The 24,342-nt window shown below is 66.9% G+C and carries 30 protein-coding genes; 15 read left to right on the top strand and 15 right to left on the bottom strand.

Annotated elements, in window-relative coordinates; translation table 11 throughout:
- Positions 1 to 62: 62 nt before the first annotated feature.
- Together E3T34_RS07070 and E3T34_RS07065 are read right to left on the bottom strand one after the other, a co-directional pair.
- Entirely contained in the window at positions 63 to 1,229 is a 1,167-nt protein-coding gene (locus E3T34_RS07070) for an AMP-binding protein (protein ID WP_134342562.1), read from the bottom strand.
- Between the two features lie 6 nt (positions 1,230 to 1,235).
- The gene (locus E3T34_RS07065; protein ID WP_104100698.1) at positions 1,236 to 2,147 is read right to left on the bottom strand and encodes a 1,4-dihydroxy-2-naphthoyl-CoA synthase; all 912 of its coding nucleotides are present in this window, start codon (positions 2,145 to 2,147) and stop codon (positions 1,236 to 1,238) included.
- Positions 2,148 to 2,303: 156 nt separating this feature from the next.
- Between E3T34_RS07065 and E3T34_RS07060 the strand changes: the two genes are divergently transcribed.
- The 5 genes from E3T34_RS07060 to E3T34_RS07040 all read left to right on the top strand — a co-directional run bounded on the left by E3T34_RS07060 (position 2,304) and on the right by E3T34_RS07040 (position 5,071).
- Positions 2,304 to 2,576, top strand: coding sequence for a hypothetical protein (locus E3T34_RS07060; protein ID WP_104100697.1), 273 nt, complete (start codon positions 2,304 to 2,306; stop codon positions 2,574 to 2,576).
- 204 nt (positions 2,577 to 2,780) lie between these two features.
- Positions 2,781 to 3,350: a sigma factor-like helix-turn-helix DNA-binding protein gene (locus tag E3T34_RS07055; protein ID WP_134342561.1), complete on the top strand. Its 570-nt coding sequence runs from the start codon at positions 2,781 to 2,783 to the stop codon at positions 3,348 to 3,350.
- 85 nt (positions 3,351 to 3,435) lie between these two features.
- Positions 3,436 to 3,732: an ATP-dependent DNA ligase gene (locus E3T34_RS07050; protein WP_104100695.1), complete on the top strand. Its 297-nt coding sequence runs from the start codon at positions 3,436 to 3,438 to the stop codon at positions 3,730 to 3,732.
- Positions 3,733 to 3,761: 29 nt separating this feature from the next.
- Positions 3,762 to 4,025 (top strand): hypothetical protein, encoded by a 264-nt coding sequence (locus tag E3T34_RS07045; protein WP_104100694.1) that lies wholly within the window; start codon positions 3,762 to 3,764, stop codon positions 4,023 to 4,025.
- A gap of 65 nt (positions 4,026 to 4,090) precedes the next feature.
- A complete protein-coding gene (locus E3T34_RS07040) occupies positions 4,091 to 5,071 on the top strand; it encodes an o-succinylbenzoate synthase (protein ID WP_134342560.1) in 981 nt (326 codons plus the stop codon).
- 103 nt (positions 5,072 to 5,174) lie between these two features.
- On the opposite strand, the gene ccsB is transcribed toward E3T34_RS07040, so the two are convergent.
- Genes ccsB through E3T34_RS07015 form a run of 5 tightly spaced genes read right to left on the bottom strand, consistent with a single transcriptional unit; the run spans position 5,175 to position 9,838 of the window.
- Positions 5,175 to 6,137 (bottom strand): c-type cytochrome biogenesis protein CcsB, encoded by a 963-nt coding sequence (gene ccsB, locus E3T34_RS07035; protein ID WP_104100780.1) that lies wholly within the window; start codon positions 6,135 to 6,137, stop codon positions 5,175 to 5,177.
- 51 nt (positions 6,138 to 6,188) lie between these two features.
- Positions 6,189 to 7,853: a cytochrome c biogenesis protein ResB gene (locus tag E3T34_RS07030; protein ID WP_104170474.1), complete on the bottom strand. Its 1,665-nt coding sequence runs from the start codon at positions 7,851 to 7,853 to the stop codon at positions 6,189 to 6,191.
- Positions 7,837 to 8,598, bottom strand: coding sequence for a cytochrome c biogenesis CcdA family protein (locus E3T34_RS07025; protein WP_134342559.1), 762 nt, complete (start codon positions 8,596 to 8,598; stop codon positions 7,837 to 7,839). Before E3T34_RS07025 ends, E3T34_RS07030 begins: the two co-directional genes overlap by 17 nt.
- Before the next feature lie 2 nt (positions 8,599 to 8,600).
- Entirely contained in the window at positions 8,601 to 9,197 is a 597-nt protein-coding gene (locus E3T34_RS07020) for a TlpA disulfide reductase family protein (RefSeq protein WP_134342558.1), read from the bottom strand.
- The gene (locus tag E3T34_RS07015; RefSeq protein ID WP_134342557.1) at positions 9,194 to 9,838 is read right to left on the bottom strand and encodes a histidine phosphatase family protein; all 645 of its coding nucleotides are present in this window, start codon (positions 9,836 to 9,838) and stop codon (positions 9,194 to 9,196) included. Before E3T34_RS07015 ends, E3T34_RS07020 begins: the two co-directional genes overlap by 4 nt.
- A gap of 78 nt (positions 9,839 to 9,916) precedes the next feature.
- Here E3T34_RS07015 and aspS point away from each other — a divergent pair, with 78 nt between their 5' ends.
- Positions 9,917 to 11,230 carry an aspartate--tRNA(Asn) ligase gene (gene aspS / locus E3T34_RS07010; RefSeq protein WP_134342577.1) on the top strand — a complete coding sequence of 438 codons (1,314 nt, stop codon included), beginning with the start codon at positions 9,917 to 9,919 and terminating at the stop codon, positions 11,228 to 11,230.
- A gap of 23 nt (positions 11,231 to 11,253) precedes the next feature.
- Here aspS and E3T34_RS07005 read toward each other — a convergent pair whose 3' ends face one another.
- On the bottom strand, positions 11,254 to 11,550 hold the full coding sequence (locus E3T34_RS07005) for a Dabb family protein (RefSeq protein WP_104100687.1): 297 nt from the start codon (positions 11,548 to 11,550) through the stop codon (positions 11,254 to 11,256).
- Positions 11,547 to 11,816 carry a glutaredoxin family protein gene (locus E3T34_RS07000; protein WP_134342556.1) on the bottom strand — a complete coding sequence of 90 codons (270 nt, stop codon included), beginning with the start codon at positions 11,814 to 11,816 and terminating at the stop codon, positions 11,547 to 11,549. Before E3T34_RS07000 ends, E3T34_RS07005 begins: the two co-directional genes overlap by 4 nt.
- Before the next feature lie 56 nt (positions 11,817 to 11,872).
- On the opposite strand from E3T34_RS07000, the gene E3T34_RS06995 reads away from it, so the two are divergent.
- Positions 11,873 to 12,595, top strand: coding sequence for an HAD family phosphatase (locus tag E3T34_RS06995; RefSeq protein ID WP_166784692.1), 723 nt, complete (start codon positions 11,873 to 11,875; stop codon positions 12,593 to 12,595).
- Positions 12,596 to 12,649: 54 nt separating this feature from the next.
- Here E3T34_RS06995 and E3T34_RS06990 read toward each other — a convergent pair whose 3' ends face one another.
- Positions 12,650 to 12,748, bottom strand: coding sequence for a 30S ribosomal protein bS22 (locus E3T34_RS06990; RefSeq protein WP_003792170.1), 99 nt, complete (start codon positions 12,746 to 12,748; stop codon positions 12,650 to 12,652).
- A 123-nt stretch (positions 12,749 to 12,871) separates the two neighbouring features.
- Complete coding sequence (locus E3T34_RS06985; RefSeq protein WP_104100684.1) at positions 12,872 to 13,318, bottom strand: helix-turn-helix transcriptional regulator; 447 nt, start codon at positions 13,316 to 13,318, stop codon at positions 12,872 to 12,874.
- 86 nt (positions 13,319 to 13,404) lie between these two features.
- Between E3T34_RS06985 and E3T34_RS06980 the strand changes: the two genes are divergently transcribed.
- Both E3T34_RS06980 and E3T34_RS06975 read left to right on the top strand, forming a co-directional pair.
- The gene (locus tag E3T34_RS06980) at positions 13,405 to 14,835 is read left to right on the top strand and encodes a TrkH family potassium uptake protein (RefSeq protein WP_104100683.1); all 1,431 of its coding nucleotides are present in this window, start codon (positions 13,405 to 13,407) and stop codon (positions 14,833 to 14,835) included.
- On the top strand, positions 14,828 to 15,499 hold the full coding sequence (locus tag E3T34_RS06975; RefSeq protein ID WP_104100682.1) for a TrkA family potassium uptake protein: 672 nt from the start codon (positions 14,828 to 14,830) through the stop codon (positions 15,497 to 15,499). The genes E3T34_RS06980 and E3T34_RS06975 overlap by 8 nt, the downstream gene beginning before the upstream one ends.
- Positions 15,500 to 15,527: 28 nt before the next feature.
- Here the strand turns inward: E3T34_RS06975 and proC are convergent, their stop codons facing one another.
- The gene (gene proC, locus E3T34_RS06970) at positions 15,528 to 16,376 is read right to left on the bottom strand and encodes a pyrroline-5-carboxylate reductase (RefSeq protein ID WP_104100681.1); all 849 of its coding nucleotides are present in this window, start codon (positions 16,374 to 16,376) and stop codon (positions 15,528 to 15,530) included.
- A 62-nt stretch (positions 16,377 to 16,438) separates the two neighbouring features.
- On the opposite strand from proC, the gene E3T34_RS06965 reads away from it, so the two are divergent.
- Both E3T34_RS06965 and E3T34_RS06960 read left to right on the top strand, forming a co-directional pair.
- Complete coding sequence (locus E3T34_RS06965) at positions 16,439 to 17,401, top strand: cation diffusion facilitator family transporter (protein ID WP_104100680.1); 963 nt, start codon at positions 16,439 to 16,441, stop codon at positions 17,399 to 17,401.
- Positions 17,398 to 18,111, top strand: coding sequence for a glutamine amidotransferase (locus E3T34_RS06960; protein ID WP_104100679.1), 714 nt, complete (start codon positions 17,398 to 17,400; stop codon positions 18,109 to 18,111). The genes E3T34_RS06965 and E3T34_RS06960 overlap by 4 nt, the downstream gene beginning before the upstream one ends.
- Here E3T34_RS06960 and tadA read toward each other — a convergent pair.
- Complete coding sequence (tadA, locus tag E3T34_RS06955; protein WP_104100678.1) at positions 18,068 to 18,547, bottom strand: tRNA adenosine(34) deaminase TadA; 480 nt, start codon at positions 18,545 to 18,547, stop codon at positions 18,068 to 18,070. The genes E3T34_RS06960 and tadA overlap by 44 nt on opposite strands.
- A gap of 34 nt (positions 18,548 to 18,581) precedes the next feature.
- Here tadA and upp point away from each other — a divergent pair, with 34 nt between their 5' ends.
- The 4 genes from upp to E3T34_RS06935 all read left to right on the top strand — a co-directional run bounded on the left by upp (position 18,582) and on the right by E3T34_RS06935 (position 21,686).
- Complete coding sequence (gene upp, locus E3T34_RS06950) at positions 18,582 to 19,214, top strand: uracil phosphoribosyltransferase (RefSeq protein ID WP_104100677.1); 633 nt, start codon at positions 18,582 to 18,584, stop codon at positions 19,212 to 19,214.
- Positions 19,215 to 19,732: 518 nt separating this feature from the next.
- Complete coding sequence (locus E3T34_RS06945; RefSeq protein ID WP_104100676.1) at positions 19,733 to 20,437, top strand: winged helix-turn-helix domain-containing protein; 705 nt, start codon at positions 19,733 to 19,735, stop codon at positions 20,435 to 20,437.
- Between the two features lie 467 nt (positions 20,438 to 20,904).
- The gene (locus E3T34_RS06940; protein ID WP_134342554.1) at positions 20,905 to 21,384 is read left to right on the top strand and encodes a MarR family winged helix-turn-helix transcriptional regulator; all 480 of its coding nucleotides are present in this window, start codon (positions 20,905 to 20,907) and stop codon (positions 21,382 to 21,384) included.
- A gap of 110 nt (positions 21,385 to 21,494) precedes the next feature.
- Entirely contained in the window at positions 21,495 to 21,686 is a 192-nt protein-coding gene (locus tag E3T34_RS06935) for a DUF1918 domain-containing protein (protein WP_134342553.1), read from the top strand.
- 321 nt (positions 21,687 to 22,007) lie between these two features.
- On the opposite strand, the gene E3T34_RS06930 is transcribed toward E3T34_RS06935, so the two are convergent.
- Both E3T34_RS06930 and E3T34_RS06925 read right to left on the bottom strand, forming a co-directional pair.
- Positions 22,008 to 23,468 (bottom strand): NAD(P)/FAD-dependent oxidoreductase, encoded by a 1,461-nt coding sequence (locus tag E3T34_RS06930; RefSeq protein WP_134342552.1) that lies wholly within the window; start codon positions 23,466 to 23,468, stop codon positions 22,008 to 22,010.
- Complete coding sequence (locus tag E3T34_RS06925) at positions 23,465 to 24,307, bottom strand: UbiA family prenyltransferase (protein WP_134342551.1); 843 nt, start codon at positions 24,305 to 24,307, stop codon at positions 23,465 to 23,467. Before E3T34_RS06925 ends, E3T34_RS06930 begins: the two co-directional genes overlap by 4 nt.
- Between the last annotated feature and the right edge of the window lie 35 nt (positions 24,308 to 24,342).

Genomic DNA, 24,342 nt, shown 5'->3' with positions numbered 1-24,342 from the left:
GCTCCGTGTGCCACGCCTTCATAGTACGTGCCGGTGGCTCGGTGGCTCGGTAGCTCGGCAGCTCAGAGATCGGCGAGCATCCGGCCCAGGGCAAGACGGTCGGGTTTGCCGGTGGAAAGCTGCGGGATCGACGCGACCCGCACGAGGCACGCGGGCCTGGCCGCCTTGCCCAGCACGGATGCCACGGCTTCCCCGATTCTCTCGAGGGAGTCCTCGGGGAGGCCGGCCGCACCGGGTTCCGCCGGCACGACCAGCACCGGGACCTGGCCCCACGTGACGTCGGGCCGCCCCACCGCCACGGCCTCGCCGAAGCCCGGCAGCGACCGGACGACCCGCTCGACCGCGTCGAGCGACACCTTCTCGCCGCCGGAGATGATCACGTTGTCGGCTCGCCCGAGCACGCGCACGAGGCCCGTCGCGGCATCCACCTCGCCCAGGTCACCCGTGCGGTACCAGCGTCCCCCGTGAACCTCGAGGAAGCGGTCGCTGGTGCGCGGGGGGTCACCGAGGTACCCCTCGGCGAGCACGGAGCCCGCGATCTCCAGCTGCCCATCGACCACGCGCACCTCGGAGTTGCCGATCGGGGTGCCGTTGTAGACACAACCGCCGGAAGTTTCCGACGAGCCGTAGGTGGCGAACACGTGCAGGTCGAGGTCGACGGCCCGCTCGGCGAGCAGCGACGGCAGCGCCTGGCCGCCGACCAGAATGCCGTCGAAGCGGCGTAGCGCGGCCAGCAGATGAGGGTCGTCTGCGGCCGCGGCGACCAGCCGGGCCAGCTGCACCGGAACCAGGGCGGTGAACCGCAGCGGCTCGGTGAGGCGCCCGGCTGAGGCGGCGAACACGGCCGGGTCGAAGTGGCCGCTCGGCAGCACGACGGGGACGGTGTCGGCCACGATCGAGCGCACGAGCACCTGCACCCCGGCGATGTAGTGCACGGGCAGGGCCAGCAGCCACTGACCGGAGCCGCCGAGGCGCACGCTGGAGGCGGCGGCGCTGCTCAGCAGGGCGTCGGTGCTGAGCATCACGCGCTTGGGCACATCCGTCGATCCGGACGTCTCGATCACCACGGCCACCTGACGGGGTACGCGCAGCAGGCTCAGCCGCCCGGCGGCCTCCTGCCGGCCGGGTACCGGCAGCACGGCGTCGCCGGTGTCGGCCAGCGCGAGGCGCAACGGGGTCATCAGGTCGAGCGGGTCACGGACCGGCACCACCCTCAGCCGACGGAACATGGTCGCCTAGAACTGCCAGTCGTAGGGACCCCAGTCGGGGTCGCGCTTCTCCAGGAACGCGTCACGCCCCTCGACCGCCTCGTCGGTGCCGTAGGCCAGGCGGGTGGCCTCCCCGGCGAACACCTGCTGGCCGACCAGGCCGTCGTCCACGGCGTTGAAAGCGAATTTCAGCATCCGGATGGCGGTGGGCGACTTGGTCAGGATCGTGCGGGCCCAATCCAGCGCCTCCACCTCGAGTTCACCGTGCGGCACCACGGCATTCACGGCCCCCATCTCGAAGGCGCGCTGCGCGGAGTACTCGCGGGCCAGGAAGAACACTTCCCTCGCGGTCTTCTGCCCCACCTGGCGGGCGAAGTAGGCGCTGCCGTAGCCGGCGTCGAAGGAGCCGACGTCGGCATCCGTCTGCTTGAACTTGCCGTGCTCGGCGCTGGCGATGCTGAGGTCGCAGACCACATGCAGGGAGTGCCCGCCGCCGGCCGCCCAGCCGGGGATGACCGCGATGACAACCTTGGGCATGAACCGGATCAGCCGCTGCACCTCGAGGATGTGCAGCCGGCCGCCGCGTGCCGTGTCGATCCCGGACGCGGTCTCTCCCTCGGCGTACTTGTAGCCATCCCGGCCTCGGATGCGTTGGTCCCCGCCCGAGCAGAACGCCCAACCGCCGTCCTTCGGGCTGGGTCCGTTGCCGGTCAGGAGCACCACCCCGATGCGCGGGTTGACGCGCGCGTCCTCGAGGGCGGCGTGCAGTTCGTCGACGGTGTGCGGGCGGAACGCGTTCCGCACCTCGGGCCGGTTGAACGCCACCCGGGCGATCCTCCCAGTCACGTCGTGGTGGTACGTGACGTCGGTGAGGCGGTCGAAGCCCGCGACTTCCTGCCACTGGGTCGGGTCGAAGATTTCGGAAACCTGTTCGATCATGCACCCAGCCTACGCGGGCCTGCGGCGCCGGAATGCGGCTGGCCGTGGGCCTCTCGGAAGCTGGTTGGCATCCCCGTTTGAGCGGCAAAGTCAAGCCCCTTGAGGCCGTCGTTTCCACCCTGTGTACTGAGCTATTAAAAATACTCGGAGGCAGTGATGGCCGACAATGGCACACGAAAAACGATCCCCACCCCACCCGCGAGAAATATCGGGATCAACGAACTCTCCCCCACGGAATGGCGCATCAGCGACCGGATGATCGCGGACGGCGATCCGGCCGCCTTGGTCGGCTTCATCCAGCGCGTGGACGACGCCTTCGAAGTGACGGATTTCGGCCGCCCCCGGGAGCGAGCGTACTTCTCATCCTTTGACCGCGCCACGGCCAGTCTCGCCCTCCGTCCGGCACCCAGCGGAACGGCACTGCGATGAGCACGGCCACGCAAGAGACCCAGCCCCCGGAGCACTCAAGCTCCCGACCGCGAATCAGCCCCCGACCCCGGCGTCAGCGTCAGCGTCAGCGAATTTCACCTCCGCTCCGTCGACCGCTCCCTCCCGCTACAGCACATCGACGGATGCCTTCGGCGACTACCTGCGCCGCATCGGCAGGGGCCCCTGCTCACCGCCATCGACGAGGTGACCCTCGCGCAGCGCATCGAGGTCGGGCTGTTCGCCGTCGAAAAATTGTTCCACGGAGTCGACGACCCGTCCTTGGCCCGCGAGCTGGCCTGGATTTCCCATGACGGCCGCCGCGCGAAGAACCACTTCATCGAAGCGAATCTGCGCCTGGTGGACAGCATCGCCAAGCACTATTCCGGACGCGGAATGCCCATCATGGGCCTCGTGCGGGACGGCAACATCGGCCTCGTCCGCGCCGTCGAAAAATATGACTTCATGACCGGCTACAAATTCTCCACTCACGCCACCCGCTGGATCCGCCAAGCCGTCCACCGCGGCATGGCCCAGCCCGAGGAGCACGCCGTGCTCACCATGCGGGCTTCGGACATCGTTTTCTACATGAGTGCCCTGCCGCCGCGGGAGCGGTCGATCCTGATGTCCCGGTTCGTTCTCGACGGGGGCGCGCCCCAGACGCTGGACCAGATCGCCGTCGTTCAAGGCGTGACCCGGGAACGGGTGCGCCAGATCGAGAAGCGCGCACTGGCCCTGCTGAAGGTCCTCCGACTCGAGCGGTACCTGCGGGACTGAACCTCGGCCGTCCCCCCTGAACGGAGCGTAGCGGTGCTGGCGACTTCACGCTATTCTCACTTAGAACTTTGTTATCGGGGGATATATGGGCAAGCTCACGTACAACTCGTCTTTGACAGCAGATTTCGACGACCGGGTCCTCGCCCATATCCAGGTCGTCATCGGGGCGAAGTTGCGACGCGGCGAGTGTTTCTATTTCACGTGGCGAGATGACCCCCAGGGCGGCGACGGCCGCAGCACGATCTGGCTGCATCCCGCGATACCCCTGGCCTATAAGTATTTCGGCGGGCGCTCCCCCAGCCTCAACCGCGAATGGATCGAAGCCCTCATGCTTTCGGCCAATTCCTCCGGGGGCCTCCAGCTCGTGCCGGAACCACATTGACCCGCGACAGTACTGGTGAAGGACGAAGCGTGATCCGAGTCGATATTGTCTACGGCGGCGCGGAGTACTCGTTAGGCGGCCGGTCATTGGAGTCCATCCAGACCGAGGTTGAGACCGCGTTCCTGGCCGGGAAGCCCTACTGGCTGCGGGTGAACAGTGGCGGCGGGCGCTTCGAAGACGCCTACCTGCTGATCGCGCCGGGCATCCCCTTCGCAATTCTCAACGTCAAGCCGCACAACGGCCCGGACATCGATCTCGAGGTGGACGCGGCGTTCAACCAGGACGTGCTCTGACCTGACCGGCGTTCCCCGCCTGACCGGCGTTCCCCGGGAGAGTCCCCGGCTGGCACACTGGGAACATGCTGCCACCACTTGCTGAGTTGCTCAGAACTGCCCGCGTCGTCGCCCTGCCCCTGGCGACGCGGTTTCGCGGACTCGACACCCGCGAGGCCCTGCTCGTGGAGGGACCGGAAGGCTGGGCGGAATTCTCCCCGTTCGCCGAATACGACGACGCGGAGGCTGCCACCTGGCTGCGGGCCGCCCTCGATTTCGGTTGGCAGGCCACGCCGCCCCTGCTTCGGGGACGCATCCCCGTGAACGCGACGGTGCCGGCGGTCACCGCCGACGAGGTCGCCGGCGTGCTCGCCCGGTTCCCCGGCTGCCGCACCGCCAAGGTGAAGGTCGCCGACCCCGGTCAGACCCTCGCCGACGACGTGGCACGCGTGCGCATGGTTCGCCGTGTGCTCGGGCCGGAGGGGCGCATCCGTGTCGACGCGAACGGTCTGTGGAACGTCGATGAGGCGGAGCACGCCATCCACGCCCTCAACGAGTTCGACCTCGAATACGTGGAGCAGCCCTGCGCCACCATCAAGGAACTCGCCGAGATCCGCCGCCGCACCGGCTACCTCGACGTCGGCGTCGCCGCCGACGAAAGCGTACGCCGCGCCAAGGACCCGCTGCTGGTGGCCCGCACGGGTTCGGCCGACATCCTCGTGATCAAGGCCGCGCCGCTCGGCGGAATCCGCGCCGCCCTGGCGCTGATCAACCAGATTGGGCTGCCCGCCGTGGTCTCAAGCGCCCTCGACACCTCGGTCGGCATCTCGATGGGCGCCCACCTGGCCGCCGCGATTCCGGAACTCAACTTCGACTGCGGACTCGGCACGGCGTCGCTCCTTGCCGCGGATGTCACCACCGACCCGCTGCTGCCGGTCGACGGCGGCATCCCGGTGCGTCGGGTGACCCCCGACCCGCAGCTGCTGGAGCGTTACGCAGCCGCGGACGATCGGCGTGACTGGTGGCTGGCCCGCCTGACCCGCTGCTACGCGCTACTCGCCGACTGAACCAATTCGACGGAGATTCTGCGCAAGAAGAGGGTTTTCGACCTGTTTGGCGGCGATCCGGCCGAAATCTCCGTCGAATTCGTTAGGAGCGAGGACCCCTGGTCTAGAGGCCGGAGTAGGAGTGCAGGCCCTTAAAGAAGACGTTGACGATGCCGAAGTTGAACATGACGGCGGCGAAGCCGATGATCGACAACCAGGCGGACCGTGATCCGCGCCAGCCACGGGTCGCGCGGGCGTGGATGTAGCCCGCGTAGAGGGTCCAGATGATGAACGTCCAGACCTCCTTGGTATCCCAGCCCCAGTAGCGGCCCCAGGCCTGTTCGGCCCAGATCGAGCCGGCCATGAGGGTGAAGGTCCACAGGATGAAGCCGATGATGGTGACCCGATAGGCCAGGTTCTCCAGCGTGGCCGCCGACGGCAGGGTGGCCAGGAACCGCAGCCGACCGCTCTTCGCGGACGCGAGGAGCGACTCACGCCGGAACTGGAGGAGTTGCACGGTCGAGAGGGCGAAACCGAGTGCGAAGAAGCCCGTGCCCAGCGAGGCGACGAAGACGTGAATGACCAACCAAGCCGACTGCAGGGCCGGCGGCAGGGGCGCGACCTCGACGTAGAAGCGCAGCGCCGCGATGCCGAGAAGCACCAGCACCATGCCGGTGACGAAGGTGCCGAGGAAGCGCAGGTCGGCGCGGGTCAGCACAATCAGGAACACCGAGACGATCAGCAGGGTGCCCGTCATCGCGAACTCGTACATGTTCGCCCACGGGACGCGCTCGGCGGCCACGCCGCGGAGCACCGCCGACACCAGGTGGATCAGCCACGCCAGCACGGTGAGCGAGACGCCCACCCGCAGGCTGGCCGAGCGGCCGTAGGGGGTGACCGCGTCGTTCGCGATGCGAGCGCTGATGCGGGTGAGGGTGGTGGTTCCGCCCGCCGCGCCGGCCGCTTCCGCGCGCGCTGATGCGGCCCGGCGCACCTGTGCGTCTGCCGCCGTGGCGGAGGTGACCGCCGCGGAGCGCTTGGCCAGGTCGAAGGAAAAGGCGATGAACGCGAGGGCGTAGACCGCCATGGCCGAGTAGAGGCTCAGAATGGAGAGCTCGTTGAGATTCACGATGACAGCCTATTTCTGTTCGGATGCCGGGGTGGCCGATTGGGAGGATAACAGCAGGTCCGTGTGCCGATCGGCGAGGTCGCTGACGGCGGATTCCAGGGTCGGGTCCTCGCCCCGGGCTAGACCCGCGTATTCGAGGCGCAGCGAGCCGTCCTGCTCCGGCACGGCCTTCACCCAGACCCGCCGACGTGGCACGAACAGTGACGTCAGCAGGCCGAGCAGGGCCAGAACGGCGAAGGACAGCACCCAGAGCTGGGTGGGGTCGTGGTGGATGTCGAACGAGGCAAACCGCAGCACCGAACCAGAGAAGTCCCCGTTCTGCGCCCCCGGGTTGGCGTCGTCGAAAGTGACGGACCCGAGGCCGTTCGGCAGTTCCCGGGTTTCCCCCGGCTTCAACTCGATCGACTCCACGCCGGTCTTGCCCCCGGTGAGCTGGGTCATCTTGTCGATGTCGAGCGAGTAGACCGACGTCGGCACGCCCGCGTCGAGCCCCAGGTCTCCCGAGTAGACGTTGAGGGTCAGCAGCGGGTATTCGAGGTCAGGGAAGGAGGAGAAGAAGGCCCCCGAATCCGCGGTGGCCTGGGTCGGGTAGAAGAAGCCGATCATGCCGAGTTGCTCGGCGAGCCCGTCGGGAACCTTGATCACGCCGAGGGAGGTGAGGTTGGCATCCTGCGGCAGGAACGGCACAGAGTCGGTGAAGACGACCACCCCGTTCGGGTCCTTTACGGTGAGGGTGGGGGCGTAGCCGTTGCCGAGCAGGTAGACGTCGGTGCCGCCGGTGCGGGCCGGCCCGTTCACCTTCACCTGACTGGCCTCTGCGGCCTCACCCCGCGGGGTGATGGTGACCTCTGCTGTGAAGTCGATCGGCTGGCCGTAGGCCTTGAGGTTCTCCTCCTCGTAGGTGACGTCGAAGTTGTCGAGGGTGAGTTTATAGGGCGTGAGGCTGGTGTCGTTGAAGAACCGGCCGGGGTTGAACGAGTCGTAGGCCAGCAGGGTGTTCACGAAGGTCTGCCCTTCGACCAGTACACGTTGGCCGCTGAACCCGAAGCCGCCACCGAAACCGACGGTGATCAGGATGCCGACCAGGGCGAAGTGGAAGACCAGGTTGCCGGTTTCACGCAGGTAGCCGCGTTCGGCCGAGACCGAGGTCTCCCCGCGATTCTCGAAGACGGCCGCCCGGTAGCCGCTGGTCTTCAGAAGCCTGCGGGCGGACTCGACGGCGGCCTGGGCATCCGTGCCGGCCGGAGCGATGCGCGCCGTGAAGCCGGCCAGCCGGGACAGGCGGGCGGGGGTGCGCGGCGGCTTGGCCCGCAGCGCGAGGTAGTGGTGCTTGGTGCGCGGGATGACGCACCCGATCAGCGAGATGAACAGCAGCAGGTAGATGGCCGAGAACCACGCCGACGAGTAGACGTCGAACGCCTGAACCGTGTCGAGCAGCGGTGCGAGGTCGGGGTTGTCGGCGAAGTACTGGGTAACCCCGTTCGGGTCGGAGCTGCGCTGGGGTACCAGGGATCCCGGCACGGCGGCGATCGCGAGAAGCAGCAGAAGGAACAGCGCGGTGCGCATGTTCGTCAGCTGGCGCCAGAACCAGCGCAGCCAGCCTGCGAAGCCGAGGTGCGGTTGCACGATTCCCGCGGAGGCCGGGGCGTCGTAATGGTCAGATGGCCGGGACATAACTTCCGATCGTTCCTTGCAGGTCGAGGAGCCAGGCGTTCCACACGCCACTGACCATGAGCACGCCGATGAGAACGAGGAGGAGACCGCCAGACAGGTTGATAGCCCTGACGTGCCGTTTCAGGAAGGAAACGGCTCCGGTCGCCCAGCTGAGGCCGAGCGCGATGAGAAGGAACGGGATGCCCAGCCCGAGCGCGTAGAACAGGGCCAGCAGTCCCCCCTGCCAGGGAGAGCCCGTGGTCAGGCTGAGAGAGTTGATGGCCGTGAGCGTGGGGCCGGTGCAGGGGGTCCAGCCCACGGCGAAGACCGCGCCGAGCAGAGGAGCGCCGGCCAGGCCCATCCCCGGTCTCCAGGTTGCCTTCACGCTGCGCTGCGCGAAACCGAACTGGCCGACGAACACCAGGCCGAGCAGGATTACCACGACGCCGGCGATGCGGGTGATCGCATCTCGATACTGGTTCAGCCAGAATCCGGCAACCCCGAAAATGACACCGGTGAGCACGAAGACGAGGGTGAAGCCGAGGATGAACAACAGGACCCCGAGCAGCAGACGGTTGCGGCCCCGGCGGTCGCCGCGCGCGGGGGTCGAGCTGCCGTCGGTGAAGCCGCCGATGTAGGCCAGGTAGCCGGGCACGAGCGGGAGGATGCAGGGAGAGGCGAACGAGACGAGCCCGGCCAGCACGGCGATGGGAATGGCCAGGTAGAGCTGGCCGCTGAAGACGATCTCGCCGAAGGGGTTGTCCACGCCTACGAATCCTCGGCGATCGCGTCGCGCACGAGAGTTTCGAGGATGGAGGGCTCCGAGATCGCACCGAGGATGCGGGCCGCGACCCGGCCTGACCGGTCGAGCACCAGCGTGGTGGGAACGGCGTTGGGCGGGATGCTGCCGCTGAACGCGAGCTGCATGCTCCCGTTGTCGACGTCCATCACCGACGGGTAGGTGATGCCGAAGCTCTCGTTGAACGCGGTCGCGTTCGCGGCCTGGTCCCGCACGTTGACGCCGACCCAGTGGGCGTCCGTGCCGACGAATTCCTCGTTGAGTTTTTGCAGGGCCGGGGCTTCCGCCCGGCAGGGCGCGCAGCTGGCGTACCAGAAGTTGACCACGACGACCTCGCCGGCGTAGTCCTCGCTGGAGAGCGGGTCGCCGTTTTCGTCGGCGCCGCTCCAGGAGATGGGATCGCCGCGCTCGGCGGCCGGGATCTCGGTCCAGCTGCCGTCACCGGCGATGAAGCCCTTACTGCTGCCCTCGCGGTACTGTTCGGCGAGCGGGTCGGCGGAGCAGCCGGTCAGCAGTAGCGCCACGGCAACCAGAGCGGTGACGGCGGCGCGGGGACGAAGGTTCATACGGCTCCTACGTCCGAGGCGCCGACCTGCAGCGACAGGGCAGGGTTGGAGTAGCCGGTCTCGTCGGGGAAGCCGCCGGGCCAGGACAGGGTTGTGATGCTCGACAGGTCGCAGCGGCGTTTGCGCGGGTCGTGCGGCAAACGCTGCCGGGCCAGGGCGCGGTGCACCATCCAGATCGGAAGCTGGTGGCTGACGAGCACGACGTCGCCCTCGTCGACCGAGTTGCGGGCATCCTCGATCGCGGCGAGCATGCGCTTCGCGATCGAGTCGAACGGTTCGCCCCAGCTGGGACGCAGCGGGTTGATCAGCGCGTGCCAGCTGCGGGGATCGCGCAAGGCCCCGCCCGTGCCCCGCATCCGTTTGCCCTCGAAGAAATTGGTCGGCTCGATGATGCGCGGGTCGATGTCGACCAGAAGGGTGAAGGCAGCCGCGATCGGAGCGGCCGACTCCTGCGCACGCTGCAGCGGTGAGGAGATGATGCGGGCGACGGGGCGCCCGCGCTCCACCAGATCGGCGGCAGCCGCCTCGGCCATCTGAGCCCCCAGATCGGAGAGGCGGAATCCGGGCACGCGTCCGTACAGAACGCGCTCGGGATTGAAAACCTCACCGTGCCGCACGAGATGTACCTGTCTGGCTACCACGTTCCCAGTCTACGGAGGGGGCACCCGCGAATACGCCGAGAGCCGTGCGGCTAAACTTGACCGGTGACTGAGCGCATAGTGATCAAGAACCTGGCCGCCCTCGACAACGGACCCGTGACGGTGTCCGGGTGGGTCGACACCGTCCGAGACCAGAAGAAGGTGCAGTTCGTCGTGCTGCGCGACGAATCCGGCGCGGTGCAGCTCGTGAACCCGCGCACCACGGATGCCGACGGCATTGTCGTCGCCGACGAACCGGCCACCACCATCTCCACCCTGTCGCAGGGCAGCTTCGTCACCGTCACCGGTGAGCTCAAGCACGACGAGCGCGTCAAGCTCGGCGGCATCGAAATCAAGCTCGCGACCCTCGAGGTCGTCACGGTCGCCATCCCCGAGACCCCGATCGCGGCCGACTCCAATCTTGACAAGCGCCTCGACTGGCGCTTCCTCGATCTGCGCCAGCCCAAGCAGAACCTGATCTTCCGCCTCCAGACCACGTTCGAGCACGCACTGCGCACGTACTGGATCGACAATGACTTCATTGAGCTGCACACCCCGAAGCTGATGGCCAGCGCGAGCGAGTCCCGCGCCGAGCTGTTCGAGGTGGAGTACTTCGACACCAAGGCCTACCTCGCGCAGAGCCCGCAGTTCTTCAAGCAGATGGCCCAGGCCGCCGGCTTCGGCAAAATCTTCGAGGTCGGACCGGCGTTCCGCGCCGACCCGTCGTTCACCAGCCGTCACTCCACCGAGTTCACCAGCGTCGACTCCGAGATCAGCTGGATCGACAGCCACGAAGACGTCATGCAGCTGCACGAAGAGCTGCTTGTCGTCGGGTTCACGGCCGTCAAGGAGAAGCACGGCGACGAGGTCCTGGCCCTCTTCGGGGTCGAGGTCACCGTGCCCAGTACACCGTTCCCGCGCATCCCGCTGGCCGAGGCCAAGGAGATCGTCAAGACCCGCGGCTACGAGGTCCCGCGCGATGACGACGACATGGACCCCGAAGGCGAACGCCGGATCGCCGCCTACGTGCTCGAGACCTTCGGCCACGAGTTCGTCTTCCTCACCGACTACGCCTCAAGCATCCGGCCGTTCTACCACATGCGCCACGAGGGCGACGCGAGCATTACCAAGAGCTATGACCTGATCTTCAACGGCACCGAGATCTCCACTGGAGCGCAGCGCGAGCACCGCATCGACATTTTGGTCGAGCAGGCCAAGGAGAAGGGCGTCGACCCCGAGGAGATCGAGGGCTACCTCGACTTCTTCCGCTACGGCGTTCCGTCGCACGGCGGGTTCGGCATGGGCCTCGCCCGGGTGCTCATGCTGATGCTGCACCAGGCCAGCATCCGCGAGGTCACCTACCTGTTCCGCGGCCCGACGCGCCTCGAGCCGTAGCCGAACGGGCCGTAGCCGAACGGTCAGACGGCGACATCGACGGCCATCCTCGACGATACGACGGAACGGATGAAGGTTCCCGCCGCCTGGTGGGCGGGGTGCACCTGGTAGCGGTTGACGGCGTCCAGGTCGTCAAAGTCGGCGATCAGCACGACGTCCCAGTTGGAGCCGCCGGCGACGTCGAAACCCACCTGCAGCGAGCGGATCTCGTCGACGACGCCCACGAGCCCTTCCAGGCGAACCGCGATCCCGGCCGCGGCGGCGGCCTTCTGGACCGGGTCGGCCGGGGCTAGTTGCCAGGAGACGATGTGCCGGATCATCGCACGGCCAGAAGCGCCGTGCGCAGCCGCAGTGGATCGATGCGCCAGTAATTGTGCACCTTGCCGTTGAGCAGGAGCACCGGGATGTCCTCGACGTACAGGGCGTGCAGCTCGGCGTCGTCGAGAATCGAGCGCTCTTCGAGCACGATGTCGGGGGCGGACGGGTCGTCGGCGAGTTTGGTCACGACGCTGCCGACCAGATCCCGGGCGTCATCGCAGAGGTGACAGCCGGGCTTGCCGACCAGGGTGAGAAGTGCAGTAGCCATTGCTCCAGCCTATGCTGGCTCGCCGACGCAACACGCAACTAGACTTGACCGCACACATGTCCGAAGACACCATCGCCCCCGCAATCGCGTTCTTCGACGTGGACAACACCCTCCTGCGCGGCGCCAGCCTGTACCACCTCGGTGTGGGTGCCTGGCGGCGACGACTGGTCACCGGCCGGGACCTGCTCTCCTTCGCCTGGAAACAGGCCCGATTCCTCTACGTCGGCGAAAACAGGATGCACCTCGCGAGCATCCGGGAGCGCGCGCTGGAAGTGGTCGTGGGCTACAGCCGGGACGAACTCGTCGCGCTCAGCACGGAGATCTTCGACGCCCGCCTCTTGCAGCGGCTCTGGCCGGAAACGGTCGCCGTCGCCCGTGCGCACCTTCAGGCCGGGCGCGAGGTCTGGCTCGTCTCCGCGACCGCCCAGGAGGTGGCCGACGTCATCGCCGAACGGCTGGGCCTCACTGGCGCGCTCGGTACCAGGCTCGAGGCCGTCGACGGAATTTTCACCGGCCGCCTCACCGAGGGTGTCTGCCACGGTGTCAGCAAGGCCGTCGCCGCCAACGCCCAGGCAGAGCGCAGCGGTGTCGACCTGGCCGTCTGCTGGGCCTACTCCGACTCCCACAACGACATTCCGTTGCTGGACCTGGTCGGCAATCCGGTGGTCGTGAATCCGGATGCCACGCTCCGCCGCTATGCCGCAGCCCGCCACTGGCCGGTGATGATCCTCAAACGCGGCAGCATCACGGCCGCCACCCGGGCAAGCAAAAAGCGCTAGACCCCAGGGGCCTAGCGCTTACGCCGGTAGCTATTACAAACGGTCCAGAACCGTCTACTTCTTATTGCGACGCTGGTGGCGAGTCTTACGAAGCAGCTTGCGGTGCTTCTTCTTCGCCATACGCTTGCGTCGCTTCTTGATTACAGAACCCACACGGACCTCACAAAAGAATTGGTTTCGCCGCGGGATTCGCGACAGACACGGTAGATATCAGTCTACCGGAAAAACAACACTCTCCGACGCGGTGTGCGCATTCGGGCGCTCAAGCGCCGCCGACTAGTCGATTCTCCGCCATTTTCGGGGCTTCGCATCTTTGACCGCATGCGCCATTTGGTATGATGTCTCCGCAAAGGCCTTTCCGATGGCCGCGGCGAATGCCCGCTGTTCCACCTTCAAGCCCTCGGTCTCCTCGGTCGGCTCCTCGGCGGTGGCATCGAAGTCGACGCTGAGGAAGGGAATCAGCCAGTCTTCGATTTCCTCGAGCGGCGCGTAGTCAAGATGGTAATACCGGTGCTGACCGGCTTCTCTCACGCCCACCAGGCCCGCTTCGCGCAGCACCTTCAGGTGCTTCGAGATGGTTGGCTGGCTCAGGCCGAGCTTGTCGACGATGTCAGACACGCTCAGCTCTCCGCCGGCCGTGTTCGATTGGTTGTATCGCTCGAGGAGAATGCGTAGAATTTCGCGTCGGGTCGAATCCGCCACCACGCCGAAGATGTCTGCCATGCCTCAAGGCTACTCATTCCCGGTGGGGGATACCATGTCGACGGCCGTTCGTCGCGAGCAAGTCGGAGGTTTCAGTGCAGACACGGATGGCGGACTCCGCCTTCGCACCGCGTCCCACCAGTTGGTACGCCTGGTTGCGAGACTCAGTGGACGGTCTGGTCCGCAGCTCGCCGTCCCGATTCGCCATCCTCGTTTTCACCGCGCTGGTCCTGGTGTTCACCCTCCTATTCTCCCTGCCCATCGCCACGGCAGACCGCATCGTCACCCCGCTGCACGACGCCCTCTTCACCGCGGTGTCGGTGATCTGCGTGACCGGCCTAGCGACGGTGGACATGGCCACGCACTGGTCGGCCTTCGGCAATGTCCTGGTGGTGGTCGGTGTCAATATCGGCGGGGTCGGCGTGCTGACCCTCGCCTCCCTGATGGGAATGGTCATTTCCCGGCGCCTGGGCCTGCGCGCCCGGCTGATGGCCGCCAGTGACACAAACCCCTCCCGCATCCATGCCGGACCGGTCAATGAAGGACAGGCCGTTCGCCTGGGCGAGGTCGGCAACCTGCTCGTGACGGTCGCGATCAGCGCCTTCGTAATCGAGCTGGTCGTGGCTATCCTGCTCTTTCCGCGTATCCTCGCGGTCGGGACACCTGTCGGCGAGGCGCTCTGGCAGAGCGTGTACTACGCGGCCATGGCGTTCACCAACAGCGGCTTCTCCCCCAACGTCGGAGCTTTGGCCCCGTTCGCCAGCGACTACTGGTTCCTCAGCGCCTTGATGGTGGGCGCCTTCCTCGGCAGCCTGGGTTTCCCGGTGATCTACGCCCTCGTCCGGGGCTGGCATAGCCCCAGACGCTGGTCGCTGCACGTGAAACTGACCCTCTTCACGACCGTGGTGCTGCTCGTGGCCGGCGTTGCCGTGTACATCGCGCTCGAGTTCGACAACCCGAAGACGTTCGGGTCGCTGAACGTGGGCGACACGATCTTCCAGTCGCTCTTCCTGTCGATGATGACCCGGTCCGGCGGCTTCGCGACCATCGACATCAGCGACCTGCAGGGGGCGAGCCTGCTCGCCACGGACATGCTGATGTTCATCGGCGGCGGCTCCGCGTCGACCGCCGGCGGCATCAAGGTGACGACCCTTGCCATCCTCTTCCTCGCCGCCTTCGCCGAGGCCAGCGGACGAAGCCAGATGGAAGCGTTCGGCCGCCGGATCCCCAGCGACATCCTGAGGCTCGCGGTCAGCGTGGTGCTGTGGGGCGCCACGACGGTTGCCGTGTCCAGCATCCTGATCCTGCAGATCTCCAACGCGCCGTTCGACCAGGTGCTCTTCGATGTGATCTCCGCGTTCGCCACCTGCGGCCTGTCGACGGGCCTGACCGGCGAACTGCCTCCGGCCGGAGTGTATGTGCTGGCGGCAACCATGTTCATGGGCAGGATTGGTACAGTGACCCTCGCGGCTGCCCTCGCCGCGAGCCAGAGCAGGCAGTTGTTCTCCCGTCCGGAAGAGAGACCCATCGTTGGCTGACCGCTTCAAACACGACGCACCGGTGCTCGTGATCGGCCTCGGCCGGTTCGGCGCGGCCACCGCGGGGCAACTCGACCGGCTCGGACGGGATGTGCTCGCCGTCGACGACAGCGCGGTCCTCGTGCAGAAGTGGTCCGAACGCGTCACGCACGCGGTGCAGGCCGACGCCACCTCCCTGGAAGCGCTTCGCCAGATCGGCGCGCAGCAATTCTCGATCGCCGTCTGCGCCGTCGGCTCGTCCGTCGAGGCCAGTGTGCTGATCGCGGCGAATCTGGTCGACCTCGGGATCCCGCAGATCTGGGCGAAAGCGATCTCCAAGTCGCACGGCACGATCCTCGAGCGCATCGGGGTGAACCACGTCGTCTTCCCGGAGGCACAGGCAGGCGAACGCCTGGCGCACCTCGTCTCCGGACGCCTGCTCGACTTCATCGAATTCGACGACGACTTCGCCCTGGTCAAGATGATCCCGCCCAAGTCGATCCGGGGCCTGAACCTGACCGAATCCGGGCTGCGCCGCAAGTACAACGTCACCGTGGTCGGCGTGAAGAGCCCCGACCGCCCCTTCACCTACGCCACCGAGAAGACGGTCATCACCGACCAGGACCTGATCATCGTCTCCGGCACCGAGTCCGACATCGAGCGGTTCGCGTCGCTGGAGTTCTAGGGGCCTGGAGTTCTCATGGCCTGGAGTTCTAGTGGCCGGCGAGTTCGCGGGCCCGGGCGAGTGCGGCATCCGTCGCCCGGTCGAACAGGTCCTTGATCCCGCCCTTTTCCAGCTCCCACACGGCACGCTCGGTGGTGCCGCTCGGGCTTGTGACCTGGCGGCGCAGTTCCGTCGGGGACAGGTCGGATGCCACCAGCAGGCTCGTCGCACCGAGGAAGGTGCCGTTCACCATGACCGCGGCCTCCTCCGGGGTGAAACCCTTGGCGATCGCCGTGGCGGTGAGCTGCTCGATCAGGTAGAAAACGTAGGCCGGACCTGACCCGGAGATGGTGCTGAGGGCATCGAGCTTCTCCTCCGGCACGACCAGGACGTCGCCGACGGTGCCGAAGAGGGACCTCGCGAGCTCGAGATCGGTGTCGCTGGACCGCGTGCCGGCGCTCAGCCCGGTGACGGCCTTGCCGACGAGGGCCGGCGTGTTCGGCATCGAGCGGATGACCGACACGGATTCGGGCAGCGACGCCTCGAACGTGGCAATGGTGACGCCGGCGGCGACACTGATGACGAGCGTGCCCGGTTCGAGACTGTCGGCGATCTCGGCCAGCAGGTCGAGGACCATGACGGGCTTCACGGCGACGATCACGATGCGCGCGCCGGCAACGGCCTTGCGGTTGGCCGTGGGCTCGTCGGCGGTGGCCCAGGCGGTGACGCCGGGGATTCCTGCGAGTTCGTCGGCCTTCGCCGTGGAGCGGTTGGTTGCCCGGATGCCGCCCAGAACGGTCACATTGGGGTTCAGCAGCCCGGTCAGAACGGCCCTCGCCATCGATCCGGCGCCGAGGAACGCGATGGCGGGCAGTGTGGTGGTTGCAGTCGAAGTCATCCGACGAGTCTACTTTCGCCCCCTGTGCCGGGTCCGTCTGGTGTGCATTCTAGGATTGCCCCATGAGCACTTCTGGCGGGAACAAAGCAATCGTGGCGGCACTCCTCGCCAATCTGGGGATCGCGATCACGAAATTCGTAGCCTGGGCATTCTCCGGTTCCTCCTCGATGCTCGCCGAGGGCGTGCACTCCCTGGCCGACTCCGGAAATCAGGTGCTTCTGCTCATCGGCGGTCGCAAGGCCAAGCAGGAAGCCGACAAGGAGTATCCGTTCGGCTACGGCCGGGAACGCTACGTCTACGCGTTCGTGGTGTCGATCATCCTGTTCTCCGTCGGCGGCGTCTTCTCCCTTTACGAGGGTGTGCGGAAGCTGCAGGACCCGCACCCGCTCGACGTGCCGTGGCTGCCCATCGTGGTGCTGCTGGTCGCCATGGGCCTCAAGTCCTTCTCACTTCGCACCGCCATCCAGGAATCGAACCTCGTGCGCGGCAACCAAAGCTGGGTGCAGTTCGTGCGGCACGCGAAGGCGCCCGACTTGCCCGTCGTGCTGCTCGAAGACATCGCCGCTCTCGCCGGCCTGGTCTTCGCCTTCCTCGCCGTCGGCCTCACCATCATCACCGGCGAGCCCGTCTGGGACGCCATCGGCACCCTGTTCATCGGCGTACTGCTCGTCCTGGTCGCCGTGGTCCTCGGCGTAGAGACCAAGAGCCTCCTCGTCGGCGAAGGCGCCGGTAAAACGGATGCCGCGGCCATCGAGCGTGCCATCCTGGCCGGTCCGGAGACGCGCAAGATCATCCACCTCAAGACCCTTTACCTCGGCCCGGACGAACTGCTCGTCGCCGCCAAGATCGCCTTCGAGGCCGACAGCCATTTCTCCCATGTGGCAGCGGGCATCAACACCGTCGAAACCCGCATCCGCGAGGCCGTGCCGGCGGCCCGCGTCATCTACCTCGAGCCGGACCTGTTCTTCGACCCCAACCGCCGCACGCCGCCCACCGACACCATCGTCATCAAAGGCAGCGAGTGACCCGCACCGCGGTCGTCCTGCGCCACGATGACACGATCCACCTCGGCAACCTCGAACCGGTGCTGCGGGAGCACGGTTACTCCATTCGCTACGTCGACACGCTCAAGGAGGATGTGCGCGCCCTCGACCCGCGGGAAGCCGACCTGCTGGTCGTTCTCGGCGGCGAGATGGGGGTCTACGAGGCCGACGAGTTCCCCGCGCTGCACGCCGAGATCGACCTGCTCACGCAGCGGCTCGGCGCCTCTCTGCCCGTCTTCGGCGTGTGCCTGGGTGCGCAGCTGATGGCGAACGCCCTGGGCTCCCGCGTCTACCGCGGGCCGACGAACGAGATCGGCTACCGTTCCGTGGAGCCCACGAAGGCCGGGGCGACCTCCCCGCTGCGGCACGTCAGCGGCGTACCCGTCTTCCAGTGGCACAGCGACACGTTCGACCTGCCCGACGGGGTGACACGGCTCGCCGGGTCCCCCCAGTACGGCAATGAGGCCTTCGGGATCGGAGACTGGGCGCTGGCCGTGCAGTTCCACCCGGAGGTCACCGAGGAGATGCACGAGGTGTGGCTGGCGGCCTCGGAGGCGGAGGTGGCCGCCGAGGGCTTCGACGTGGGCGACCTGCGCCGCGAACGCGAACGTTACTCCAGCGGTATGCAGAACGCTTCCAGGTCCATGTTCAGCGAATGGCTCGACGGTCTGGGTCCGCGAAGAACGCCCTGAGCAGTTCCCCGCATTCGTCAGCGTCGACCTCGGCGTAGACCTCAGCGCGGTGATTGAGCCGGCGGTCACGCAGCACGTCGTAGACCGATCCGGAGGCGCCGGCCTTCTCGTCCCACGCGCCGAAAACCACGACCGGCACCCGTGCGGCCAGGATCGCGCCCGCGCACATCACGCAGGGCTCCAACGTCACCACCAGGGTGCAGCCGGTCAGGTGCCAGTCCCCCAGGGACGCGGCAGCGTGACGGATGGCGACGATCTCGGCGTGGCCGGTGGGATCCTGCAGCGCTTCGCGCTCGTTGCGTCCGCGGCCGATCACACGGCCGGACGGGTCCAGCACCACCGCACCGACGGGCACATCCCCCGTTTCGAGGGCAGCGCGGGCCTCGCAGAGCGCGAGCCGCATCCATTCGCTGTGCCGGCGATCGACCTCGCCCATCTACGTTCCCCTCCCCGACTAGTAGATTGAGCCTATGCGAGTCCACGTAGCCGACCACCCCCTGATCACCCACAAACTCACGGTACTCCGAGACAAGAACACGCCGTCGCCGATCTTCCGGTCACTTGTCGAAGAGCTGATGACCCTCCTCGCTTATGAGGGGACCCGCGGCGTGCGAGTCGAAGACGTGACCGTGCAGACCCCGGTCTCCGAGGCCCGCGGCGTGCAGATCAGCGACCCCAAGCCGCTCGTCGTGCCGATCCTCCGCGCCGGTCTGGGCATGCTCGAGGGCATGGTCAAACTGCTACCGACGGCAGAGGTCGGCTTCCTCGGCATGGCCCGCAACGAGGAGACCCTTCAGCCCGCCACCTACGCGGAGCGCCTGCCCGACGACCTCTCCGACCGCCAGTGCTTCGTGCTCGACCCGATGCTGGCCACGGGCGGTTCGCTGATCGCAGCCATCCAGTTCCTCTTCGACCGCGGCGCCGTCGATGTCACGGCCATCTGCATCCTCGCCGCGCCTGAGGGGCTCGCCGCGGTCGAGAAGGCCCTCGAGGGCCGCGAAGTGACCATCGTTCTCGGTGCCGTCGACGACAAGCTTGACGAGCACGGATACATCGTTCCCGGCCTCGGTGACGCCGGCGACCGCCTCTACGGTTTGGTCTAGCTCTAGCGAGCACCAATTCCGTCGGGCGGCGGACACCGCAGGTCCTGCGACATGCCGGGCGCCAGTACCCGGCATATTCAAGAATCTTTGATGAAATCAAATTTCATCATGGAAACTTTCATGCTTTCGCGATCCGCGGTGGATTCTCCGATCCACCGCGGAGCCACCGAACGTGATGCGTGTCACACGGCGTCATCCTTGGTTGCAGAATTGACACACGCCGTAACAGTGGGCTTTACTCGCAACTATGACAACGAGCGCACGCCCCCAGACCTCCTTCGAGGCCCCCGGGACTGCCGGCATGGTGATGCCCGGCAGCTGCTGTGCGTGTTGCCGAATGTCCCGCTAAGCAGCGAACACCTCGCCGAGTTCCCGCCCCGCTGACTTCACGCGGCCGGCTGGTTGAACTCCGGAGCCCCTCTCGCTCCCTCCAGGCCTCACCGGCCGCACTTTTTCGAACCCGGAACAGCTCCTCAGCGTCGGGTTCACCTGCAGTACCCCAGCCAAGGATTACTCTCATGTCGCTTGCCCACATTGACACCGCCCGCTCGGCCCAGGCCGCACGCCTCGAACGCCAGGCCGTTCCGACGCCCGCCGCACCCCGCATCCGCGCCGTGCCCGAGGGCACTCAGGCCCGCGGCTTCGTTTTCTACGTCGGCATCGACGAGGCCACGGCCGCCGCGGCCGGGACCAGCCTCAGCCGCATCGTCGAGGCGCTCAAAGCCCTCACCGGAACCATCGCGCCGACCGCGGAGACTCATGCCGCCGTCGCACTGGCGCCCGCCGGAGCCGGTGGACGCGACGTCGACGTCGTGCGCCTCGCCCTGCAGGACCCGACTGCGCTGGCCCGGCACCGCACTGTGACAGACGACCCCGACCGCGCACTCGGCGGCGTCGTGGTGGACATCTCCCGTAAGCGAGTCATCCTCGACGGCGAGACCGCGGCGCTCACCTACAAGGAATTCGAGCTGCTGCAGTACCTGGTGCTCCGCGAAGGCCGCACCATCGAGCGTGCCGAACTGATCGCCAAGCTGTGGAACGCCTCCGACGAGGAAGACGCGCCGAATGAGCGCACCATCGACGTGCACGTGCGTCGCCTGCGCGCCAAGCTCGGTCGCTACGAAGACATCGTGCGCACCGTGCGCGGGGTCGGCTACCGCTTCGACCGGCACGCCGACGTGTCGATCCGCCAATCGAGCACGCCGAGCCCGGACGTCTTCTAGCTTCCCGCTGTGTGAGTCCCGCCGCCGTGGGCGATGAGGGTTCGCCGATTGGGGTTTTTGGGGCCTTACAGCGACTCTCCTCGAACGAATTCGACGGAGATTCTGCCCAAATCGTCCCCGCAATACTCCGAAAAGCAGTTTCAGACCAGAATCTCCGTCGAATTGGTCCAACACCGGGCACGGCGCTCCGCCCGGGATGAACAACATCCACAAATTGCGGTCGGTTCTCGCCTTCCGGGAGCGACGCTGCAAAACAATTCGACGGCGATGGCGTGACAGAGGGCCGGTCGTAGTAGCTACGACCGGCCCTCTTCCCTTGCACCAAGAGTGTCCTGCAATCACATTTCGCGTCTTCCGCCACAGCAAACGGTTGACGCACTTCGAATATATAACGAACGCGTAACGAAGCGCCACTTGTTCGTCATTCTTTTTTTGTTCAAATCCCCACGAGTGGGGGAGGCGTCCCGATGCCGAGTCCCTATTCTTGGAGATCAAGGATATGTGGAGGCAGCGTGACCGATCGAGCCGTGGCCGTGGCCGCCTGGGAATCACTGTTTCGTGCCCAGGTTGCCATTATGCGCAGCCTGGCCGCCGATTTTCCGGCTCATGACATCTCGTTCAACGAGTACGACGTAATGTTCAACCTGTCCCGGGCCGCCGGGCGGCGCCTGCGGCTCCGCGATTTGAATCGGCAGGTGCTGTTGACCCAGCCGAGCGTGAGCCGTCTGGTCGACCGACTGGCCGCACGGGGCTATGTGCGGAAGCACACCGACCCTACTGACGGCCGCGGCGCCCTGATCGAACTGACGGATGCCGGCTTCGACCTGTTCCGCCGGGTCGCTGTCCAGCACATGGGCACCATCACCGACCGCATCGGCGACACGCTCGGCACCGACGAGCTCCTGCAACTCACCGCCCTCTGCGATCGCCTGCATGGCGCGGACTGACCTGCACCGCCCAGGTTGCGCCGCCTTGACGGAACCCGGCGCGCCGCCTCTCGCTGCCCTGTGCAGGGGGCGCGAGCGGGCGTACGGTGATCCGCGAGGAGGTAATTCCCATGCATGCAGCACAGGGAGACCGGGTCGTCCTCCGAGGAAAGACGGTAGAAGCACCGGACCGGCACGATGAGATCGTGGAGGTTCGCGGGCTTGACGGCGAACCTCCCTACCTCGTGCGGTTCAGCGAAGGGCATGAGAGCATCCTGTTCCCCGGCACGGACTTCATGATCGAGCACATCGAACCTCGCTAGCACAGGATGCCGGAGGGTACGGCACACGCATCCGGCCAGGTCAAGGGGGTACTGCGCCCACATCACCCGAGTCAACTTCGAAACACGCGTTGCAGATCGTGGCGGGTACAAGATCAGAAGCTTCAGCCATGACAATCACGTGTCCTTTTTGCCACTCGACAGCTCGCCTGACGCCGGACCCGGTGCACGCCGCACACCGCGCCCTCCCCGTCTACGTGCTGACCTGCTTCGGCTGTGATCGCGCCAATGTGCGCCCCGAGTCGGCGCATCTGCCTCGGCCGGACCTGGCCGTTCGCTGATCCGGCGGCCGTCACTCCTCGGTCAGCGGGCGTCGAGGCGGCCGATCAGCTTGTGGGTCGCTGTCATGGCGCCGCCGAGCACGGCCGGTATACCGCCGCCGGGGTGCACCGATGCCCCCACCCGCCACAGCCACGGGCGTGCCCGGCTGGTGTACCCGGGGCGGTGGAACGGCCCGCTCTGCCAGAGCGGGTTGGTGGCGCCGTAGAGCGCACCACCGGTGGAGCCCCAGCCAGCGAAGTACCGCGGATCAAGCACGACGTGATCACGGAACAGCTCGCTGATCGGCCGGTCCAGGCCCACGGCGGCGCTGACCCGCGCGACCTCACGCGCCACCCACGGGCTGTCGAGGTCATAGCGGCGGCCGTCAGCGGGCGCGGTGAGAAGCACCGCCACGGTGGCCCGGTCGTTGGCATAGACCTCGTGCGGCCGGTAATAGTTCAGGAAGGCCATCGTCTGCTCGGGCACAGCCCCGGCATCGAGACTGCGGTGCAGGGCGGCCGGGTCGTCGGGCAACACCACGGAATGCGTGGCGGTGCCCTCCGGCAACGAGGTCTCAAGCACGGCATAGATGGCCACGCCGGAGCAGGACAGCTTCCGTGGCCGGACCGGCGGCACGCCGAGCAGCCCGTCGAGCACCCCACGGTCGAGCCCGCTCACGATCACGTCGGCCGGATGCGTCGTCGTCGCCGTGGTCACGAGCCCTTTCGACACGGCTGTGACGGGCTCGCTAATGCGCACGACCGCGCCGGCGTTCAACGCGAGCCGGTGCAATGCGAGCGGCAGCTCGTTCACACCGCCCTCGGGAACCCACACGCCGTCCCTGGCCATGATCGCCGGCATGCTCGCATACAGTGCGAGGGTCCGCCGGGGAGAGACACCGGCATTGAGGGTGTGGATGGCGATGACCTCACGCAGGCCTTCGGGCATCCAGCTCAGGCCGTCGAGAAAGCTGCGCGTGGTCAGGCGGGTGCCGTAGAGCCGAAACACGTTGCGTACGGCCGGCAGCGATGCCGGATCGGCCGGGTCGGCGGTCAGCATGCTCGTGAGTTGAGGCCCGAGGCCACCGTGTTCTTTTTCGAACCGGGTCCAGGCCGCGTGCCACGGGTGACCGGCGGGCACCGGCAGGACGGCGTCCGCTCCCCGGTAGAAGTACCGGCCCACCTCAGGCAGTCTCCGCAACGTCACCGCGGCCACCGCGGCGGCTTCGGCGGGAACAGAGCGGCGGGCGCCGAGCGCGTCGTAGCGGGCCAGCAGCTCCTCCCAGACCAGAGGGAAGGTGACCAGCGCCGGTCCGGTGTCCACGTGCTGCCCGTCGATTTCGAGTCGTCGGCTCTTGCCGCCGATCCAGTCGGAGCCCTCCAGCACCGTCACCGAATGGCCGGCGCGGGCCAGCAGCGCGGCGGCCGTGAGCCCGCCGACTCCCGCGCCGAGCACGACGATGCGCTGCGGGGTCAGGTTCGTCTCCCTGCGGGATCGTGTCATAGGAGCTCCTTGAGCAAAAAAACTGCCACGAGCTGGGCCCCGGCGACGGAACCTGCGACGTAGGGGAACGCGATCGAGTAGCGGTACATTCGGCGGGCCGTCATCGGCGTGGGGCTGCGCCCCAGCGACCCCACCAACCAGCCGGCGATGAGCGCATTCACCACGGCGACCGGCCAGTTGATCAGCGCGAAACCCACGGTGGACAGGGCCCACCACGCGCCGCTCCACACCACGGAGCCGCGCGCGCCGAGATGAACGGCAGTGGTTTGAATTCCGGCTGCACGATCCTCGTCGATGTCCTGCACCGCGTCGTAGGTGTGCTTGGCCACACTCCACGCCATCAGTCCGATCGCCGCCGCCCAGACCGGTGACTCGCCGAGGGCGAGAGGCACGAAGACCAGCGGGAAAGCGTAGGCGGCATTACTGAGCGAGTCGAGGTAGCGCCGGGCTTTGAAACGCAGCGGGGGAGCCGAGTAGAAGATGAAGATCACCATGTACGCGGCGATCCAGGCGAGCGCCGCCGCCGGCAACGTAGCGAGGAAATACGCCACGAAAGGCGCGTTGGTCAGCACGACTCCGAGCACGATGGCGCGGGTTTCCGAGCCGAGGATGCGGGCCCCCTCGAGGCCACCCTTGCGGGCGTTCCGGGCATCCGTTTCCTGGTCGAAAATGTCGTTCACACCGTAGATCAGCAGGTTGAACGGCAGCGTCACCCAGAGGAGCAGCGGAACAATCTCCCACCGCCACAAATCCCCGACCAGCCACATGGCGATGACGGTGGTTCCGATGGTGTTGACCCAGAGCACCGGTCGGGAGATCTGAACCAGGCGGGTGAGCACTTTCTCACTCTATCGTTGCGAGAGACCGCGTTTTT

This window comes from Cryobacterium sp. TMT1-62, from assembly GCF_004403145.1.
Classification (GTDB): Bacteria; Actinomycetota; Actinomycetes; order Actinomycetales; family Microbacteriaceae; genus Cryobacterium; species Cryobacterium sandaracinum.
This window is presented reverse-complemented; position numbering and strand designations above follow the sequence as displayed.

What these genes read in the sequence shown, in the direction of transcription:
- E3T34_RS07070 (WP_134342562.1), bottom strand. Translation starts at nt 1,229, where the DNA reads ATGTTCCGTCGGCTGAGGGTGGTGCCGGTCCGTGACCCGCTCGACCTG.
- E3T34_RS07065 (WP_104100698.1), bottom strand. Translation starts at nt 2,147, where the DNA reads ATGATCGAACAGGTTTCCGAAATCTTCGACCCGACCCAGTGGCAGGAA.
- E3T34_RS07060 (WP_104100697.1), top strand. Translation starts at nt 2,304, where the DNA reads ATGGCCGACAATGGCACACGAAAAACGATCCCCACCCCACCCGCGAGA.
- E3T34_RS07050 (WP_104100695.1), top strand. Translation starts at nt 3,436, where the DNA reads ATGGGCAAGCTCACGTACAACTCGTCTTTGACAGCAGATTTCGACGAC.
- E3T34_RS07040 (WP_134342560.1), top strand. Translation starts at nt 4,091, where the DNA reads ATGCTGCCACCACTTGCTGAGTTGCTCAGAACTGCCCGCGTCGTCGCC.
- ccsB (WP_104100780.1), bottom strand. Translation starts at nt 6,137, where the DNA reads ATGGCGGTCTACGCCCTCGCGTTCATCGCCTTTTCCTTCGACCTGGCC.
- E3T34_RS07030 (WP_104170474.1), bottom strand. Translation starts at nt 7,853, where the DNA reads ATGTCCCGGCCATCTGACCATTACGACGCCCCGGCCTCCGCGGGAATC.
- E3T34_RS07020 (WP_134342558.1), bottom strand. Translation starts at nt 9,197, where the DNA reads ATGAACCTTCGTCCCCGCGCCGCCGTCACCGCTCTGGTTGCCGTGGCG.
- E3T34_RS07005 (WP_104100687.1), bottom strand. Translation starts at nt 11,550, where the DNA reads ATGATCCGGCACATCGTCTCCTGGCAACTAGCCCCGGCCGACCCGGTC.
- E3T34_RS07000 (WP_134342556.1), bottom strand. Translation starts at nt 11,816, where the DNA reads ATGGCTACTGCACTTCTCACCCTGGTCGGCAAGCCCGGCTGTCACCTC.
- E3T34_RS06995 (WP_166784692.1), top strand. Translation starts at nt 11,873, where the DNA reads ATGTCCGAAGACACCATCGCCCCCGCAATCGCGTTCTTCGACGTGGAC.
- E3T34_RS06985 (WP_104100684.1), bottom strand. Translation starts at nt 13,318, where the DNA reads ATGGCAGACATCTTCGGCGTGGTGGCGGATTCGACCCGACGCGAAATT.
- E3T34_RS06980 (WP_104100683.1), top strand. Translation starts at nt 13,405, where the DNA reads ATGGCGGACTCCGCCTTCGCACCGCGTCCCACCAGTTGGTACGCCTGG.
- proC (WP_104100681.1), bottom strand. Translation starts at nt 16,376, where the DNA reads ATGACTTCGACTGCAACCACCACACTGCCCGCCATCGCGTTCCTCGGC.
- E3T34_RS06965 (WP_104100680.1), top strand. Translation starts at nt 16,439, where the DNA reads ATGAGCACTTCTGGCGGGAACAAAGCAATCGTGGCGGCACTCCTCGCC.
- tadA (WP_104100678.1), bottom strand. Translation starts at nt 18,547, where the DNA reads ATGGGCGAGGTCGATCGCCGGCACAGCGAATGGATGCGGCTCGCGCTC.
- upp (WP_104100677.1), top strand. Translation starts at nt 18,582, where the DNA reads ATGCGAGTCCACGTAGCCGACCACCCCCTGATCACCCACAAACTCACG.
- E3T34_RS06945 (WP_104100676.1), top strand. Translation starts at nt 19,733, where the DNA reads ATGTCGCTTGCCCACATTGACACCGCCCGCTCGGCCCAGGCCGCACGC.
- E3T34_RS06940 (WP_134342554.1), top strand. Translation starts at nt 20,905, where the DNA reads ATGCCGAGTCCCTATTCTTGGAGATCAAGGATATGTGGAGGCAGCGTG.
- E3T34_RS06935 (WP_134342553.1), top strand. Translation starts at nt 21,495, where the DNA reads ATGCATGCAGCACAGGGAGACCGGGTCGTCCTCCGAGGAAAGACGGTA.
- E3T34_RS06930 (WP_134342552.1), bottom strand. Translation starts at nt 23,468, where the DNA reads ATGACACGATCCCGCAGGGAGACGAACCTGACCCCGCAGCGCATCGTC.